Source organism: Amycolatopsis rhizosphaerae, assembly GCF_007713715.1.
GTDB lineage: Bacteria > Actinomycetota > Actinomycetes > Mycobacteriales > Pseudonocardiaceae > Amycolatopsis_E > Amycolatopsis_E rhizosphaerae.
In genome coordinates this window covers 1-16,466 of the sequence record NZ_VJWX01000105.1, presented here as the reverse complement: position 1 = coordinate 16,466, position 16,466 = coordinate 1, and the positions used below count along the sequence as shown (strand labels likewise).

Sequence of the window (16,466 nt, the reverse complement as noted above, 5' to 3'; positions counted from 1 at the left end):
ACCCGCTCACCCGGCTGCCCGGCAGCGACACGGTGGCGAAGGAGGTCACCCGCCGGTTCGAGGCCGGGCGCCCCACCGTGGTCGCCTGGCTGGACATCGACTCGTTCAAAAAGATCAACGACACCGCGGGCTTCGCCGCGGGCGACGAGCTGATCCGGTCGGTCGGGCGGGCGCTGGGTGAGCTGAGTTCGAAGCTTCCCGGGACGACGGTCGGCCACGTCGGCGGCGACGACTTCCTGTTCTCCTGCGACGTCGAGGAGATCACCACGATCGCCGACGCACTGCTGGACGTGACCTGGTCCGCGGGCGACCTCCCGGTGACCGTCTCACTGGCCACGGTCGTGTGCGGCGGCCAGGACGGGTGGTCCTACCCCGAGGTGTCCCGCCGGTTGGCGCCGGTGAAGAAGCAGGCCAAGGAGGTGGCCGGATCGAGCTGGGTGAACGCCTGGCCGGGCTCGGACCGGGTGGAGATCCTACGCGGGCAGGCACTCGCGAACTGACGGCCGGATGGGCCCCGGCGCCAGGGGGCGGGGCGCCGGGGCCCGCTACCGTGACGCCCCAAGGGGGAGGGCTGGGCGACCGGCAGGTCTAACATGAAGGCTCTTTCATCTTCCTTCACGTTTGAGCATACGGGACGCGCGCGTCGCTGCATAGCTTTTCATGGGAGCGCATTCTGTTGGCCCCTCGCCGTCCGGCGCTGCCCGCGAAGGGCCCCTTCACCGCACTACCCGGCACGAGGCACCACGGCCGCGCCCCCCGATGCGGGGAAAGTGGCCACCCGGTCGGGCGCCCGGCGTGAACTCGCAATTCCGGACCGCTAGAGTGTGGGAGCAAATACAGTGGCAGCGAGCGCATTGTCGCACCGCACCGCGCGTCCCCCGAGTGAACCGCTGATCGGCACACCCGCGAGTTATAGACAGTTCATCGCGGTTCTACGGTCGCCCCGTGAGCGTCCCTGAATTCAACCCGGGCGATACCCCGGGCTATGTCTACGAGATGATGGCCGACCACCTCGCCGCTCGAATTCGAGCGGGCGAACTGGCCCCCAACACCCCGCTGCCCTCCGAACGCAGGCTGGCCGACGAGTACGGCGTATCCCTTGGCACAGCACGGCATGCGACGCGCCTGCTGCGCCGCATCGGACTCGTCGTCACCATCAAGTCGAAAGGAACTTACATCGCGGATAACCGTGATAAAGTCCCCTGAGTCGAAGCCTCGCCGGGAAAGGCTTCACGCATTCGAGTGAAGGATGCCGGAGCAATTCGGTGGCAACCGGATTGGCCAGGACGGCGAGCGAGGAGCGCAGATGGTTTCCGAACTGCCGGCGAATCCGCTGTCGATCGAGCTCACCCTTTCCCATCGAAGATTCTGGTGGCGCATCGACGACGAGGACGAGCAGCCCGAACTGTGGGCCGTTTCGGCGGACGTGCCGGACCGGGAACGCTGCCCGGCACCGGCACGTCACGTCGGGGACATCGGGCTTCTCCTCGCCGACCTCACCAGGGAGCGCAACGTGCTGGACGCGGGCGCGCTCGGCGAGTGGGCGGTCGAGTTCATCACGGAGACCGTGATCGACCCCGACCACGGCAGGCTGCATCCGGAACTCGACGCCGAGATCACCCCGGGTCCGCCGAGAATGGTCATCGTGCGGCGCGTCGAACTGGCCGTGCCATGGCGAGGACACGGACTGGGCGGCGCGCTGATCGCCGGCACGTTGCGGATCCTCGCCCCGCAGGCCCGGCTCGGCGCCTGCCGCGTCTCCCCGCTCGACTTCCCCGCCGAGGGCGACCGGATGGCGGCCGAACTCGCGAGCGTCCGTGCCGGGGTGATGCTGGAGCGGATCGGCTTCCGGCGCTGGCGCGGTGTGCACGTGATCGACCTCCACGAACCGGCGCTGCTGGACGCCAGGATGGACTTGTTGGCACAGTGGTGGCCGGGCCGCAACGGCCGCTGACCCTTATCCATTTCGGACACCGCGGGGTCCGGTCGCAGCATTCACTCCGACAGCGGTTCCGAACAACGATTAGTTCCGTACCGCGCGCGCAATTCCCGCGAAGAATTCCGCGCTGCTGGCCCCCTGACATGCCGGTTCCAACATCGGTAACATCTGAAACGCCAACGTTGACTCTCGAAATGAGGTAGCACCGTGGGACGCCGCCGTAAGCAGGAATCCGAAAGCCTTGCTCCGCGGAAAGTCGAGACAGCCGAGGACGAGCGCGATTATTCCGTGCGCGCGGTGGAGCGGGTCTGCCTGATCCTGAACCTGCTCCAGGAGTCGATCGACGGCATCACCCTGAACGAGGTGGCCCAGACCACCGGGCTGCCGAAGTCCTCGGCATTCCGCTACTTGTGGACACTGGAAAACCACCGATACGTCGAACGCGACGAGGACGGCACCCTGTTCCGGCTCGGCCTCGGTTTCGTGGGCATGCAGTCACGGCACCTGGAGATCCTCCGCGAGCGGGCCCGCCCCTCGCTGGAGCACCTGCGCGACACCTTCGGCGAGACGGCGAACCTGGCGCTGCTCGACGGCAGCCACATCATCTATCTGGATATCGTGGAAAGCCGCCGCGGCGTTCGGCTGGCCGCCTCCCGCGGCCACCGGGAACCCCTGCACTGCACCGCCCTCGGCAAGGCGATCGCGGCCCAGCTCCCGCCCGACCGGGTGCGGGAGCTGCTGGCCGAAACCGGGCTGCCGAAACGCACCGCCAACACGATCGGGACGGTGGACGCGTTCCTCGCCGAACTCACCAAGGTCCGCCGGGTCGGGTACGCGATGGACGATCGGGAGAACGAGGCCGACGGCCGCTGCGTGGCCGTCCCGCTGCTCGGCACCCAGTTGCCCGCCGCGATCAGCCTGAGCGGGCCGTCATCCCGCTTCACTCTGCAGGACATCAAGAAGGCGGCGAAGACGCTGCTGGGCGCCGCCGCGGAGCTGAGCACGAATCCGGTACCGCAGCAGCGCATCGGTTCGCGTGGCTAACGAATTCCCGGTATCTCCCGAACCTCCTGAAGGCCGCTCTTCGCGCTCACCGCGCAAGGGCGGCCTTCACGGCGTTGCACGACAATTCGCGCAGTTCAACGGTTTACCATCGGCCTGATCACGCTTTCAGACGCCCTCCACGAACCTCGTCCCGGGTAATTCATCCGGATGGCCGCATCCGTGCGTGAAATCGCCAAAGACGTGCGCGAACCGGACAGCCGACCCGTCGGAAACGGGGTTAGCGTCGAATCGCAGGGGCGAAAGAGGCGATCATGGATGTCGACTTCGATCAACCGATCTCACAGGTGATCCGCGATGCCCGGCGGCAGCGCCGGCTCAGCCAGTACGCGCTGGCCCGGGAACTCGCGACCGTTTCGGGGCGGCCGACCATCACCCGGGATCTGGTGGCCCGCTGGGAACGCGGCCACCAGATCCCGCGTTCCGGCACGCGGCAGTGGCTGTCGGTGGTACTGAAGGTCCCGCAGGAGCGGCTCGATCTCGCCGCTGCGGCGGCACGGCGGCGCAGCAGGCTCGGGCACGCGGTGGTGACGAAGAACGCGCCCGCGAAGCCGGGGCCCGCGCGGCGGGCCCAGGGCACGCCCGCGCTGCTGCCCGTGTTCCGGTCGCGGGTACAGGCAGGCATTCTGGCCGCGACCTTGCTCAATCCCGAGCGCTCGTACAGCCTGACCGAACTCGCCGAGCAGGCGGGCGGCTCGCTGGCCTCGGTCGACAAGGAGAACAAGCTGCTCGAACAGTCCGGGCTGTTGACCAGCAGGCGCGAGGGCACGATCCGGCTGATCCGGGCGTCTGCCACGGCCGGGCCTCTCCTCCGGCCGCTGACCGAGCTGATGCGGCTGACCTACGGCGTTCCCCAGGTGATCGGTGAGGAGTTCGGCGCCGTTCCGGGCGTGGCGAGGATCGTCCTCGGCGGGGTCTGGGCGGACCGGTTCGCCGGAATCCCCGGGCCCCCGCCGCGGACCATCGAACTGCTGATCGCGACCGCACCGGGCCGTGCGCTGGATTCGCGGGCACTGAGCATCGCGGTCCGGCGTTCGGAGCAGCGGCTCGCCCGCCCCGTGCACTTCTCCGTGACGCCACTGCGCCCCGAACTCGACACCAGCCGGGTACCCCAGCAGCGGGCCGGGCATCCCGTGGTGGAGGTGGCACCGGTGAAGCCGCGGATGGCCCCGCAGACGGCCGGGGTGGAACTCGGCGGCGACGAGATGATCCGGCGCTTGCTGGTGACCGGGCAACTGGAGCTGGCCAGTGGGCCCGCCGCGAACGGCGAGCCGTTCCTGCAGCTGGCGGGAAAGCACCGGATGGCGGCGGAACACCTGGCGGAGGCGTCGCCGGACTCGGCCCTCGTGCTGCTCGCGCACGCCGGTCAGCTGATCGGCTCGGCGCTGCTGGCCTGCCAGGGGCTGCGCAGGGCGGCCGCGGCTTCGGGGCAGGTGATCGGCGTGGCCGTGAGCGCGCAGTTCGGGCACCAGTTCTCGCAGATCGAGCTGCTGCGGGAGCGTGCGAGCGAACTCGAAGCGCCGACGAGCCGCGACAGCCACGTGCTGCCCGTCGAGGCCGCCACCTACGCCAGGACGGTGCGCTCGCTGCTCGAATCGGCGGCCGAGACCATGCCGAAGCTGGGCCTGTTCCACTGACATCCAATGTAGACAGTCGCAACCCGGTGCGGTTTCGGTCATGACCCGCCCGGGTAGCCGGTCCCCATGTCCCGGGCACGGAGTGGCCACGATGATCCGGTGGCGGAGGCGGAGTCCGTCGCCGAGGAGATCCGCAGCCCGGAGCGGCCGCTCGGCCCACCGGGACGGCCGTTCAACCGGCGTTCGCCGTTCTTCAGCGGAATGGCGGTCGCGGGCGGTATGGCGGTCACGGCCGGGGTCGTCTGGCTGCTGCTCACCGTCGGCGGCACCCTCGTCCTGATCGGTCTGGCGTTCTTCGTCGCGGTGGGCCTGGAGCCGGTGGTGGGCTGGCTGGTGCAGCACCGCGTACCCCGGGTACTCGCGGTGACCACGGTGGTGCTCTTCGTGCTGCTGGCGCTCGCCGGGTTCTTCGCCGCGCTGATCCCGCCGCTGGTCGACCAGACCATCCGGTTCGTCGCGGAGGTACCGGAGTTCCTCCGCAGGCTCGGCGACCACAGCTCCTACCTCGGCAGGCTCAACGACCAGTACCACATCGAGGACCGCGCCCGGTCGCTGATGAACAACCCGAGCCTGGTCAACGGGCTGCTGGGCAGCGGCAAGGCGGTGCTCGGGGCGCTCGGGAACACCATCATCGTGCTGGTGCTCAGCGTGTACTTCCTGGCGAACTTCCCGCGCATCCGCGCGGCGACCTTCCGGTTCGTCCCACACTCGCGGCGGCCTCGCGCGATCCTGATCGGCGACGAGATCTTCGCGAAGGTCGGCTGGTACGTGCTGGGCAACCTGGTCATCTCGGTGATCGCCGCGGTGGCCTCGTTCATCTGGTTCATCAGCCTCGGCGTGCCCTACCCGGTGTTGCTGGCGATCCTGCTCGCCCTGCTGGACCTCATCCCGATCATCGGGTCCACCCTCGCCGGGATCATCATCAGCCTGGTGGCACTGACCGTGTCGGTCCCGGTGTTCATCGCCACGGCCTGCTTCTTCGTCGCCTACCGCGTCATCGAGGACTACCTGCTGGTCCCGAGGATCATCGGCCGGGTGGTCAGGGTGCCCCCGATCGTGACCGTGGTCGCCGTGCTGCTCGGCGGGGTGCTGCTCGGCGTCATCGGGGCACTGGTCGCGATCCCGGTCGCGGCGGCGGTCCTGCTGATCCTGCGCGAGGTCACCTTCCCCCGCCTCGACCGGGCGTGACCCGGTACCGCTGGGCCCGAGGGGCCTCCTGTACCCTCTTCCACGGAGGATTGGCCGAGCGGCCTAAGGCGCACGATTGGAAATCGTGTTGGGTGTAACAGCCCTCACGGGTTCGAATCCCGTATCCTCCGCCAGCCGAACAGGCGAAACGCCGGTCACCTCACTGCGGGGGTGACCGGCGTTTCTGTCGTTGGGTGCAGTTCGGGTTGCAGTTGCACCAGGACGCGGCATCGCATGACCGCCGCCTGCTCGGGAGTTGGGCCGCCGGGGTCCGAGCCGCAGGGCACTCGTGCCGAGTTCCGTCTCCCGGCTTCAGCGGTCGAACCGCCAGCGGGTGGCGCCGTACGGCTCGGTGGTCGCAACGCCCACCGCGGTGTGGAAGGTGAACCGGTACACCCGCCACGGCGGCGCTCCGGCGCTCGGGGCGCTGAACGGCGCGGTCAGGGCATCCCCCAGGACCTCGGCGGGCCATCCGCCCGCCCGGTACCCCGCCGCGACTTTCGCGAGCGTGCCGGGATCGCTCACCCGCTCCGCCGTGCCGTCCAGCACCAGGTCGATGCCCGGCAGTCGCACCGAGATCGTGCAGACCGGGTTGACCGCGAGGTCGCGCGCCTTGCGGGCGGCGGGGTTGCTGGTGAAGTACAGGTCTCCGTCCAGCCACTGCGCGCCGATCCCGGCGGCGTGCGGGGTGCCGTCCGGGCGGCAGGTGCCAAGGAAGTACGTGACCTCCGGTGTCGGCCCGTGCGCCATCGCCTCGCGGGCGCGGTTCCAGTCCAGCTCCGCGGAGCCGTAGCGGTCCAGGTTCTTGGTCTCGGAAGGCAGCAGATCGGTCATGCACGAACAGACCGGGGACGAGCACCGAACTCATCGGAGCCCGCGCGCATCGGTCGTGAAAGCGCCTTCAGAAAAGGGGTCCTGACGGCCACCCCCGGGGCGGGGGAGCCCGAACGCACCCCGTCGAACCCCTGAACAGCCCAGATGCGCTCACCCGTTCGGGGGCGCCACCGGCCTCTACCGTGTCACGGCTCTACCGATAGTTTTATGGTGTCGCGTCGTTGCGGCGTCCCAAGATCGACTCAACCAAGGAGAGCCCGCGCCGATGGCCGGAGTGGACGATATCCGTGCTGGTATCCAGGCGGCGAAGGAAAAGTGCAACGCCAGCCTCGCCGCGCTGCAACAGGCCGCGCAGGACCTGGAGCAGGCGCAACAGATACTCGCCCAGGTGACCAGCGGCAGCAACCACGCCGCGGTGAACGAGGCGACCGGCCTGCTCAACCAGGCCAGGGACGGGGTCAACAGCCAGCAGGGCACGATCACCGCCGCGATCGACTCGGCCGAGTCCTACGCGCAGCAGTTGTAGCCCGGAATGTTCTCGCTCTCCGAACTGCAGGAGCAACTGGGCGCATTCCGTGCGAAACTAGCTGAAGCCATGGAACACACCAACCGCGCGGTGGAGTTGCTGGATGAGGCACGTGAAACGATCGTCTCGGCCTTTGATCAGGCGAAGCCATGGCTTCCGCCCGAGCTCGCCGCCGCCCACGACCGGCTCCGCCAGGACGCGGACCGGCTCGCCGCGGTGGACCGCCTGATGAGCGCTTATCAGGCACAACTGTAATGAAGTTCGCCAGGTCCGGTGCCCAGCGCGGCCGTGTGCTGACCGCGCTCGGCGCCATACGCCAGCAGCTCGGCCTCGCACTCGGAGCCGCCGAGGCGGCGCGCCGGTCGGCGGAGACGCAACTGGCGCGCCTGGAACTCGAACAGCAGATCCTGCGCGCGGGCATCGGCAAGGCGGCCGGCGACGAAGGCCTCGCGGAAGCCTTGCGCCATCCCGAGATGGCGGGCGTGCGCGACCAGCTCAACGCCGTGCACGAAGCCTTCTACGCCGATGCGGGCACCGTGCCGGGCCGACTCCGGGAACTGGTCGACCAGCTCGCCACGGGCCCGGCCACGCGACCGCCGAGCGAATGGCTCGGCCGCACCGGCACGGTCACGCTCACCCCGCCGCCCCTGTGGCGGATCGGATCGTCCACAGTAGACCCCAGCGGCCCGTTTCCGGTGGCCGTGCCGCTGCTGGACGAATCACACCTCGCCATCACCTCGGCCCCAAGGACCCGCGCCGCGATCGACGCACTGGTCGAGGGCCTGATCCTGCGCGTGCTGAGCAGCATGGAACCGGGCGCGGTGCGCATCCACCTGTGGGACGTCGGGCAGCTCACCGCGGTGCTGCCGAATCTCTACCCGCTGAGCCGGACCAGTGCGATCACCACCTACGACCCCACCCGGCTCGAAGACCTGCTCGACGAGCTCGCCGGGCACATCCGGCGCGTGCACGCCCAGACCATGCAGTCCGGTCACCATTCGCTGCGCGACATGCGGGAAGCGCTGGGCCAGCGCACCGAACCCTGGCGCATCGTGGTGCTCTTCGGCAACGGCGAGAACTGGGCGCCCGAGCCGTTGCGCGCGCTCAAACGGATCGCCGGAGGCGCGCTCGCGGCGGGCATCTCACTGATCGCGATCGACCTGCCCACCATCCTCGGCGGCGGGGTGGAGAACATCCGCCTTCTCGACGAACACCACGCGGTCACCAGCATGACCGGCGCCGACATCGTGGTCGATCTGGACACCCCGATCCCGGCCACCGAGGTTATGGGGGCGGCGGGCAGGCTCGCCGACGCGCTGATCGCCCGGCAGGGCGGCCCCCGCTCGTTCGCCGATCTGCTGCCCACCGAGCTGGGACAGGAAAACTCGGCCCGTGAGCTGCGTGCGCCGGTCGGGTTCCACGAGGGCGATCCGGTCGAGGTCGTGATCGGCGACGGCAGTCCGCACGCGCTGATCGGCGGCCCGAGCGGATCGGGGAAGACGAACTTCCTGTACGCACTGCTCGGCAGCCTCGCCGCGCGCTACCCACCGAACGAGCTCGCGCTGTACCTCCTCGACTTCAAGGAAGGCGTGTCGTTCGCCGGACTGGCCCCGGGCCGCCGGGATGCCAGTTGGCTGCCGCACGCCCGCCTGATCGGGGTCAACGTCAACACCGACCGCGAGTTCGGTCTGGCGCTGCTCCGGTTCCTCGCCGACGAGCTGCGCCGCCGCTCCGCCGCGGCCAAGGAACACGAGGTGACCGACCTGGCGGCACTGCGCCAGCAGGATCCGGATGGGCACTGGCCGCGGATCGTGGCGGTGATCGACGAATTCCAGTACCTGTTCGCCGGTCGCGACGCGGTGACCGGCCAGGCCACGGCGCTGCTCGAGGACATCGCCCGCCGTGGCCGTGCCCAGGGCATCCACCTGATCCTCGCCAGCCAGGACATCGCCGGAATCGACGCCTTCTGGGGCAAGCCCGCCGTGTTCGAGCAGTGCACGCTCCGCATCGCGATGCCCAAGGCGCGGCGGGTACTCGCGGAAACGAACAACGCGGCCATCGCCGCGCCCAAATGGCATGCGGTGATCAACCACGACTCCGGTGTCTCCCACGGCAACCAGCTCGCCCACGTGCCCGATGCCAGCGGCAGGGACATCTTCGCGTCCCTGCAACGGAAGCTGTGGGAGCTCTACGCCGACGAACACCACCGCCCCCGGCTGTTCGACGGGGCCCATTCGCCGCTGCTCGAACACCTCCCGGCGTTCGGCACGCTCTCCCCCGGCGGCAGGCCGCAGGCACTGCTGGGGCAGTCGATCGACGTGGACGACGTGGCGTGCGCGGTGGAGCTGTCCGCCGCGCCGGGCCGCAACCTGGCGGTGCTCGGCACCGCCATCGCCGAGGCACTGTCCATCATGGACGCCGGGGCGCGCTCGCTGGCCCGTCAGTTCGTGCCCGGCGAGGTCGAGTTCCTGCTCTGCTGCCTGGTCGACCGCTGCGCCCCGGCGGTGGACCAGCTGGCCGAGATCCTCAAGGCCGACGGCCATCCGGTGGATCAGATCCCCGAGGACGAACTCGGCGGCCGGATGCGTGCTCTGGCCGAGGAAACGAGCTCCCGGACGCGGATGCTGCTGCTCTACGGCGTGGACGCGGCCCTGCCGACGCTGGAGACCAAACAGCCGGGCGAGCTCAAGAGCGGACTGGACCACTTCCGCACCGTGCTCAAGCAGGGACCGATCAAGGGAGTGCACACCCTCGGCTGGTGGCGCAGCACAGCCCGTCTCAAGGACACGCTCGGTTTCGGCGGCACCGACGACATCGGCGCGTGGGCGGCGCTGGACGTGCAGGGTGCGGAACTGAGCCAGTTCGCGGCCGGCCAGGTGGTGCACTGGTCGCCGCGGCCGGGTCGCGCGCTGTTCTTCGACCGCAGCACGCATGTCTCGCCCGAGGTGATGATTCCCTTCGACCGGCCGGAAGAGGGCATCGGCAAGTTCCGGCGCGTCGGCGACTAGAGGAGGACGGGTGGAGTCCGCGGCCATGCGCTACAAGGCGATCGTGGGGATCGCTTCGAAGGCCGGTGAAGACCTGCGTGCCTGGGAACTGCACCGTGCCAAGGAACTCGAAACCGAGATCGCCGCGGCGCAGGCGGCCCTCGCGGAGGCCAAGGAGAAGGAGCAGCGCACGGCACAGGCCGTGCGCCACTGGTGGCGGATGGCCGAGGACAACGTTTCGCGCCTGTCCTGGCTCGAACTGGCCGACGGCCCCGCGCCCGACCTCCAGGCCCGCGGTTCCATGCTGGACCGCTACCTCAACGAGGTGAAACCGCTGTACCAGGAACTGGTCGACGCCGTACTTTCCCTCGGCTGGCGCTCCCGCCACTGAGACGCCGGGGCCGTGAGGGGTCCCCTCACGGTCGAATCGACTGTGAGGGGACCCCTCACGGAAAACGCCGGAGTGGCCACGGCAGTTCAGTGGCCGGGGCGGAACCGCACGATCTGCGGGTCGTGATCGCTGGCCTGGTCGGCGAACTCGGCGTTGATGTGCACCACGTCGTAGTCGACCCGGCGAGGCGCCGCCGAGACGAGGATGTGGTCGAGCACCTGCGAGTTGCCCTCGTAGACGTAGCTGTAACGCTCCGACGGCGGCAGGGTGGCGATCAGGTCGGTGAGGGCACCGCGCTCGGTCAGCGCCAGGACCGCCGGCGAGAACTGGTAGTCGTTGAGGTCACCGGCGACCACCACGTTCGCGTCCCGGTCCGCGGCGAGGAGCTGGTCGACAAAGCCGCGCAGGACGTGCGCCTGCTTCTCCCGCTGCACCTCGGAGCTCCGCGTGGGCGGCTGGTACCGGCCGTGGACCGGCTGGTCACCACCCTTGGAGTTGAAGTGGTTGGCGATGACGAACACCCTCCGGCCGTGGAAGACGAACTCGCCCGCCAGTGGCTTCCGGCTGTCCGTCCAGGCCTCGTTACCCGGGTCGACCCGGCCCGGCGAGACCGAGAGGTGAACGCGTCCGTGGTCGCGGACCACGGACACCGCGGTGGTCGCGTCGCCGCCCGGGCGATCTACAAAGGACACCCGGGCCGGGTTGAACAGGAACCCGACGCGGATGTTACCGCCCGGCTGGCCGCCGTCGGTGAGATCCTGCGGGTCGATCTCGCGCCAGGAATAGCGCGGTCCGCCCGCGGCGGCGATCGCGTCCACGAACCGTTGCAGGGTCTGGTCCGCGGCCACCACACCGTCGCCCTTGCCGGTGGCGCCGTTGTTGTCCTGGATCTCCTCCAGGGTCACGATGTCCGGCGAGGCCAGGTTGCCCACGATGCCGTGCGCCAGCCTGTCGAACTTGTCTTGATCGTCCATAAAGGACAGGTTCTCCACGTTGTAGGTGGCGACCGCGAGCTCGTCCGGACGCTGCCGCCGGGTGACCTCGCGCCGGATGCCACCGCTCTTGACCTCGCCCAGCACCGCGGCCATCAGCGTGTAACCGCCGTACCTGTCGTACTCGACGGGCCCGGTGGTGATCCCGGCCAGCGTGTCGCCGGTGTCGGCGGCCGGGAACGGCCGCTGGGCGAACGGGATCAGCGATTCCACCTTGAGCACGCCGGTGTTCGCCTGGTCGTATCCCAGGTAGACGGTGCCGCCGCGCCCGGTGGCACGCTGGTCCGGCTTGGTGGTGACGTAGAGCTCGCCGTACGCCGTGGTCGGCCCCACCACACGGGCGTCGCCGATGGTGACCTCTTCACCCTCGTGCGCCTCCCAGAAGTCCAGCGCGTACCGCGCGGGCTCCAGCGGGAGCCCCTCGATGTTCCCGCCCGGCTGCGGTGCGAGGGCGTCCGGAACGGTGTCCGGCGCGATCACCGCCGGGGCCGGAAGCGGGTTACCGCTCGAGTCCACGGTCCACTCTGGATTCGTGAGCTCCGTGGTGGACTGGTGGACCGAGTTGTTCGGATCATCCTGGTAGTACTCGCTCACCAGGCCGCTCGCGGTGATCGCGTCCCCCACCGAGACCTTGGGCGTGGTGGCGCCGGTGAAGACGAAGAGGCCTTCACTGGTGCGCGGGTCGTTGTCGGGGCGCGGATCGGTCATCCAGAACCCGCGGGACGAACCGAAGGTGCGCAGCGCGGTGACGATACCGGTGACCCCCGCGACCTTCCTGCCCTTCAGCGGCGAGATCCGGGTCGTGCCCTGGATGTCGTGGATGTGCGCCTGCGTCGGCGGCGTGGCCCCGCCCGCGGTCTCCCCCTTGCCGTTGGTCGGGGTGGGCACGCCCGCGGTGAAGTCCGCCGAGTTGTCGTCGGTGTCTGCGCCGGTGCGGGAGACCGAGGTGGTGTTGCTCGCGGCCGGCGCGGGTGCGGTCTCGCGTACCGCGGCCGAGCCGTAGCCGACCAGGTCCGCGATCGACGGATCGGCGGCGCAGTCGGCGGCCGTCAGACAGGTCAGCACCGTCGTGGTGCGGACCAGTGCCACCGTTCCGGAGCCCGCCGCCATCGCGATCCCGCCGGTGGCATCCGCGGTCGGCAGCGGCACGGTGCCACCGGCTCCGGCGGCTTCGGCCACCAGGTAGCGGCCGCCGGGCGCGATGGCGCCGGACAGCGGCGTCACCTGCCACTTGCTGCCGGAACCCGGTGACGTGGTCAGGTACTGCACGCTCCAGCCGTCCAGTCCGGCAGCGGTGGCGCCCACGTTGGTCAACTCGATGAAGTCACTGGTCAGCGTCGCGCCGGTGTTGCCACCGCCGCCGTAGACCTCGCCGATCAGCGCCTGGGTGCCCGGCGTGGCCGACACGGGTGCGGCGAAGCTCAGTCCGGCGATCGTGCCGAGGATGAGCGCGCCGATTCTGCGACTCGAAGTCACGGTTCGTCCCCTAAGTCGTGTTCTCTGCCCGGGGCATCCTCCCCTGAAAGCGTGAGGCAGGGGAAGATTCCGCCGTAACAACAGGTAACGGTTGCGCCTTTCAGCGGAGCCTGCGCCGCAGGTCGGCGGCCAGCTCTGCCGACATGTCGCGGAGCAGTTCGCCGAACTCCCGGCGCGGCTCGTCCTGCGGACGATCGCCGGGACGGGCGATCGCCGTGGTCCGGACCGCGGCCGGGTTGTCGATGCGAACGACGGCGATGTCCGGCGGAAGCACCGGCACGATCAGCCCGGGAACCACCGTGACGCCCAGCCCGGCGGCCACGAACCCCAGCTTGGCGACCCAGTCCTTTGCCACGAAGGCGATTTCCGGCTCCCAGGAAACGTCACTCCAGGCACCGAGCAGCGTCGTACCCGGCTCGGCGCTCCCCACGATCCAGCGTTGCTCGCGGAGCATGCCGACGGCGGCGGAGGGGAGATCGGCCAGCGGATGCCTTGACGACATCGCGACGAACAGCGGGTCCTCCAGGACGGGGATGATCTCGACCCCTGCCGGAGCCTGCCGGGGCGCAGTCACCACCGCCAGGTCCAGCCTTCCCCGTGCCACCGACGTCAGCAGCCGTCCGCTGGGCCCCTCGCGCAGCGACACCGCGACCTGCGGCCGGGCCGCGACGAGCGCCGCGATCGCCCGAGGGACCAGGGCCGCCATCGCGGTGGAGAAGGCGCCAACGCGCAGGCGGACCGGTGGCCGGACGGTCAGCTCTTCGAGCTCCTGGCGGACCGAGTCGAGCTCACCCAGTACCGCCTCGGCATGCCGCAGCACCACTCGGCCCGCCTCCGTGAGCCGCACACCGCGGGCCTGGCGCTCGAACAGCGGACGTCCCGCGGCCTGCTCCATCAGCGCGATCTGGCGGGACACGGCGGACTGCGTGTAGCCGAGCCGCTCGCCCGCGACGGAGAACGAGCCGTGGCGAGCGGCTTCGCGAACCACGCGCAGTCCGGCGACGGTGAACTCACTCATGCGAAACACTGATACCAGACATCGAAGACTTTCGTTTGTGTGATACCTGTGGACGCACCTACCGTTTTTCCCATGAGCACAGAGGAGAACCGGAAACTCGTCACGGACATTTTCGAGCAGATGGCGGCGGGCAACACCCGGGCACTGAGCGACGCGATGGCGGAGGACTTCCGCTGGGTGTTTCCCGGAAACTGGTCGTGGTCGGGTACCTGGGGGCCCAGGGAAACCGCGCTGAAGGGTCTACTGCGTCCCCTGATGGCACAGTTCACCGGCTACCGCAGCGAGGCGGACTTCGTCCTCGCCGACGGCGACCGCGTCGTGGTCCAGGCCAGGGGGTACGCCACCACGCACCGGGGCGACCCGTACCACCAGACCTACTGCTACATCTTCCGGATCGCCGACGGCCGCATCACCGAAGTCATCGAACACTGCGACACCGCGCTGGTCGAGCGGCTCCTGGACCAACCTGTTCGCTAAGGCGGGAAGTGCCGGTGATCTCTTATCCGGAGCACCGGCATTTTTGCCTTCTCCACGGGTGAAGATTTCGTCACGCCCCGCCGGGCGGTTAACAACCGACGAGGCCGGGACGATGCCAAGGCGAGGAAAGGATCTTGATATGAGACTTCCGCTCGCCATCCGGCGCATCGCGGGCATGGTGCTCGCCGCCGGTCTATTCACCTCGGCTCTCGTAGCCGGGGGACCACCCGCCTCCGCAGGCACCTCGCCACTGGAGATCCTGTCTTCTTCCTGGGCCTATACCGATTCCCGTGCGGTGCACACCAGCACGGCCGACGGCACCGGCGACGCGCCGGTCGGCGCCTGGCGGGATGATTCGGGCAAACTACACCTGAGCAAGTCCTATTTCACCCTGGACCTTTCCGCACTGGTCGGTGCCCGCATCTTCGACGCCACCGCATCCGTGGCGGAGCACCGGGTGAACAATTGCGACCAGCCCCGCGCGACGCAGTTGTGGCTGACCGACACCGCCGAAAAGCCCACCTGGGACGACCAACCCGAGGAGCGGGCGATGCTGCCCGCCCTGACGGCCACCCCCGGCTGCCCCTCTCCCTATGTCACCTGGGACGCGGCGGGCACGGTGCGGCAGGCACTGGCCGCGGGCCGAACGAAGATCACGCTCGCCCTGCTGATCCCCGAAGACCAGCAGGGCGACCTCTCGTACGGCCGGGCCTACGCCAACGATCTCCGCATAGCCGTGCGCTACAACAATCCGCCGGGCATCCCCACGGAGCTGACCCTCGACTTCCAGGCCTGCGACCAACCCCCGGTCTTCGCCAGGAACACCTCGCCGGAACTGAGGGCGCGCCTGTCCGACCCCAACCCGACCGACCGACTGCGCGCGCACTTCGCTGTGTGGCCGGACGGCCAGCCCGAACAGCGCACCACAGTCGACAGTGGTGCGGTCACCGACGGAACCGTAGCGATGGTCTCCCTCCCCAACGCGCTGTCGGTGGAGAACCAGGTCTACGACTTCGCCGTGCAGGCCGACGACGGCGACGACGTGTCGGCGTGGAGTGCGCCCTGCCAGTACACAGTGGACACCCACGGCCCCGCAGCCGAGCCGACGGTGACCTCGCCCAACTATCCCGACGACGGGGCACTCCACTTCGGAGTCGGAGCATCCGGCTCGTTCACGTTCGGCGCCAACGGCGCCGCCGACGCGGTCGGCTTCTACTACGGCAGCACGGCTGCGACCACCTACGTCGCGGCCGACCAGCCCGGCGGGAACGCGACCGTCTCCTACACACCCCAGAACTCGGGCCTCAACCGACTGTACGTGCAGAGCGCGGACGCGGCCGGCAACCGATCACCGGTGCACCAGTACTCCTTCTACGTACAGGACACCCAACCCCGGGTGACCGTGCCGAACGAAACCGGCCTCGGCTCACCGGTCACGATCTCCTTCTCCCCCACCGTGACCGGGGTCGTCTCCTACACCTACCAGTTGGACGCGGGTCCGCAGATCACCGTGCCGGCGGTGGCGGACGGCACCGCTTCGGTGAGCGTCACCCCGGCCAAATACGGCGGCCACAGCGTGAGCGTGTGGAGCAGCAGCCCGGCCCTGGCCAAATCCGGCGTGGCGACGCGGTCGTTCTTCGCCAATGACGCGCCACTGGTTTCGGGCGATGTCTACCCGGACCACGGAAGCGGTGGCGGCCCGGGAGTGCCCGGCACGTTCACGCTCACCCCGCGGATGCCGAATGTGACCGGCTACGTCTACTACGTCAACTGGCCTTTCAGCTCCGACCCGCCGATCAGTGTGCCCGCCAATCCCGACGGGACGGCGACCTTCGTCTTCACTCCGCCCACCGCCGACTCCTACGACCTCACCGTGTTCGCCCAAACCGCCGACGGCACGCTCTCCCAGGGCAGCCGCGACTACACCTTCACGGTGAAC

At 69.3% G+C, this 16,466-nt stretch carries 15 protein-coding genes and 1 tRNA gene; 13 read left to right on the top strand and 3 right to left on the bottom strand.

All coding sequences use genetic code 11. The features are described 5' to 3' along the window. From FNH05_RS13290 to FNH05_RS13260, 7 genes are all read left to right on the top strand, one after another. The coding region (locus FNH05_RS13290; RefSeq protein ID WP_144587930.1) for a GGDEF domain-containing protein at positions 1–500 on the top strand (500 nt) is incomplete at its 5' end. A gap of 445 nt (positions 501–945) precedes the next feature. Next, positions 946–1,206: a winged helix-turn-helix domain-containing protein gene (locus FNH05_RS13285; RefSeq protein WP_246127704.1), complete on the top strand. Its 261-nt coding sequence runs from the start codon at positions 946–948 to the stop codon at positions 1,204–1,206. A gap of 100 nt (positions 1,207–1,306) precedes the next feature. Further along, entirely contained in the window at positions 1,307–1,954 is a 648-nt protein-coding gene (locus FNH05_RS13280) for a hypothetical protein (RefSeq protein WP_144587928.1), read from the top strand. 192 nt (positions 1,955–2,146) lie between these two features. Next, complete coding sequence (locus FNH05_RS13275; RefSeq protein WP_425458444.1) at positions 2,147–2,983, top strand: IclR family transcriptional regulator; 837 nt, start codon at positions 2,147–2,149, stop codon at positions 2,981–2,983. Between the two features lie 272 nt (positions 2,984–3,255). Then, positions 3,256–4,638: a helix-turn-helix domain-containing protein gene (locus FNH05_RS13270; protein ID WP_144587926.1), complete on the top strand. Its 1,383-nt coding sequence runs from the start codon at positions 3,256–3,258 to the stop codon at positions 4,636–4,638. Positions 4,639–4,737: 99 nt separating this feature from the next. After that, positions 4,738–5,826: an AI-2E family transporter gene (locus FNH05_RS13265; RefSeq protein ID WP_246127703.1), complete on the top strand. Its 1,089-nt coding sequence runs from the start codon at positions 4,738–4,740 to the stop codon at positions 5,824–5,826. Between the two features lie 44 nt (positions 5,827–5,870). Continuing rightward, positions 5,871–5,960 (top strand) — tRNA-Ser (locus FNH05_RS13260). A 178-nt stretch (positions 5,961–6,138) separates the two neighbouring features. Here the strand turns inward: FNH05_RS13260 and FNH05_RS13255 are convergent. Continuing rightward, positions 6,139–6,660, bottom strand: coding sequence for a pyridoxamine 5'-phosphate oxidase family protein (locus FNH05_RS13255; RefSeq protein ID WP_144587922.1), 522 nt, complete (start codon positions 6,658–6,660; stop codon positions 6,139–6,141). 265 nt (positions 6,661–6,925) lie between these two features. Between FNH05_RS13255 and FNH05_RS13250 the strand changes: the two genes are divergently transcribed. Genes FNH05_RS13250 through FNH05_RS13235 form a run of 4 tightly spaced genes read left to right on the top strand, consistent with a single transcriptional unit; the run spans position 6,926 to position 10,564 of the window. Next, positions 6,926–7,186, top strand: coding sequence for a hypothetical protein (locus tag FNH05_RS13250; RefSeq protein ID WP_144587920.1), 261 nt, complete (start codon positions 6,926–6,928; stop codon positions 7,184–7,186). Between the two features lie 6 nt (positions 7,187–7,192). Beyond that, positions 7,193–7,441 carry a hypothetical protein gene (locus FNH05_RS13245; RefSeq protein ID WP_144587918.1) on the top strand — a complete coding sequence of 83 codons (249 nt, stop codon included), beginning with the start codon at positions 7,193–7,195 and terminating at the stop codon, positions 7,439–7,441. Further along, the gene (locus FNH05_RS13240) at positions 7,441–10,194 is read left to right on the top strand and encodes an FtsK/SpoIIIE domain-containing protein (RefSeq protein ID WP_144587917.1); all 2,754 of its coding nucleotides are present in this window, start codon (positions 7,441–7,443) and stop codon (positions 10,192–10,194) included. Before FNH05_RS13245 ends, FNH05_RS13240 begins: the two co-directional genes overlap by 1 nt. A gap of 25 nt (positions 10,195–10,219) precedes the next feature. Next, positions 10,220–10,564, top strand: coding sequence for a hypothetical protein (locus tag FNH05_RS13235; protein WP_144587936.1), 345 nt, complete (start codon positions 10,220–10,222; stop codon positions 10,562–10,564). A gap of 86 nt (positions 10,565–10,650) precedes the next feature. Here the strand turns inward: FNH05_RS13235 and FNH05_RS13230 are convergent, their stop codons facing one another. Both FNH05_RS13230 and FNH05_RS13225 read right to left on the bottom strand, forming a co-directional pair. Then, the gene (locus FNH05_RS13230; RefSeq protein WP_342781555.1) at positions 10,651–13,032 is read right to left on the bottom strand and encodes an endonuclease/exonuclease/phosphatase family protein; all 2,382 of its coding nucleotides are present in this window, start codon (positions 13,030–13,032) and stop codon (positions 10,651–10,653) included. A gap of 100 nt (positions 13,033–13,132) precedes the next feature. Further along, complete coding sequence (locus tag FNH05_RS13225) at positions 13,133–14,050, bottom strand: LysR family transcriptional regulator (protein WP_144587915.1); 918 nt, start codon at positions 14,048–14,050, stop codon at positions 13,133–13,135. 72 nt (positions 14,051–14,122) lie between these two features. Here FNH05_RS13225 and FNH05_RS13220 point away from each other — a divergent pair, with 72 nt between their 5' ends. Beyond that, positions 14,123–14,527, top strand: coding sequence for a nuclear transport factor 2 family protein (locus tag FNH05_RS13220; RefSeq protein ID WP_144587913.1), 405 nt, complete (start codon positions 14,123–14,125; stop codon positions 14,525–14,527). Between the two features lie 139 nt (positions 14,528–14,666). Continuing rightward, positions 14,667–16,466: hypothetical protein (locus FNH05_RS38020; protein ID WP_186382521.1), on the top strand; the 1,800-nt coding region annotated here is incomplete at its 3' end.

Coding starts and splice junctions, on each gene's coding strand:
- FNH05_RS13280 (WP_144587928.1), top strand. CDS start 1,307: ATGGTTTCCGAACTGCCGGCGAATCCGCTGTCGATCGAGCTCACCCTT.
- FNH05_RS13270 (WP_144587926.1), top strand. CDS start 3,256: ATGGATGTCGACTTCGATCAACCGATCTCACAGGTGATCCGCGATGCC.
- FNH05_RS13255 (WP_144587922.1), bottom strand. CDS start 6,660: ATGACCGATCTGCTGCCTTCCGAGACCAAGAACCTGGACCGCTACGGC.
- FNH05_RS13250 (WP_144587920.1), top strand. CDS start 6,926: ATGGCCGGAGTGGACGATATCCGTGCTGGTATCCAGGCGGCGAAGGAA.
- FNH05_RS13245 (WP_144587918.1), top strand. CDS start 7,193: ATGTTCTCGCTCTCCGAACTGCAGGAGCAACTGGGCGCATTCCGTGCG.
- FNH05_RS13240 (WP_144587917.1), top strand. CDS start 7,441: ATGAAGTTCGCCAGGTCCGGTGCCCAGCGCGGCCGTGTGCTGACCGCG.
- FNH05_RS13235 (WP_144587936.1), top strand. CDS start 10,220: ATGCGCTACAAGGCGATCGTGGGGATCGCTTCGAAGGCCGGTGAAGAC.
- FNH05_RS13225 (WP_144587915.1), bottom strand. CDS start 14,050: ATGAGTGAGTTCACCGTCGCCGGACTGCGCGTGGTTCGCGAAGCCGCT.
- FNH05_RS13220 (WP_144587913.1), top strand. CDS start 14,123: ATGAGCACAGAGGAGAACCGGAAACTCGTCACGGACATTTTCGAGCAG.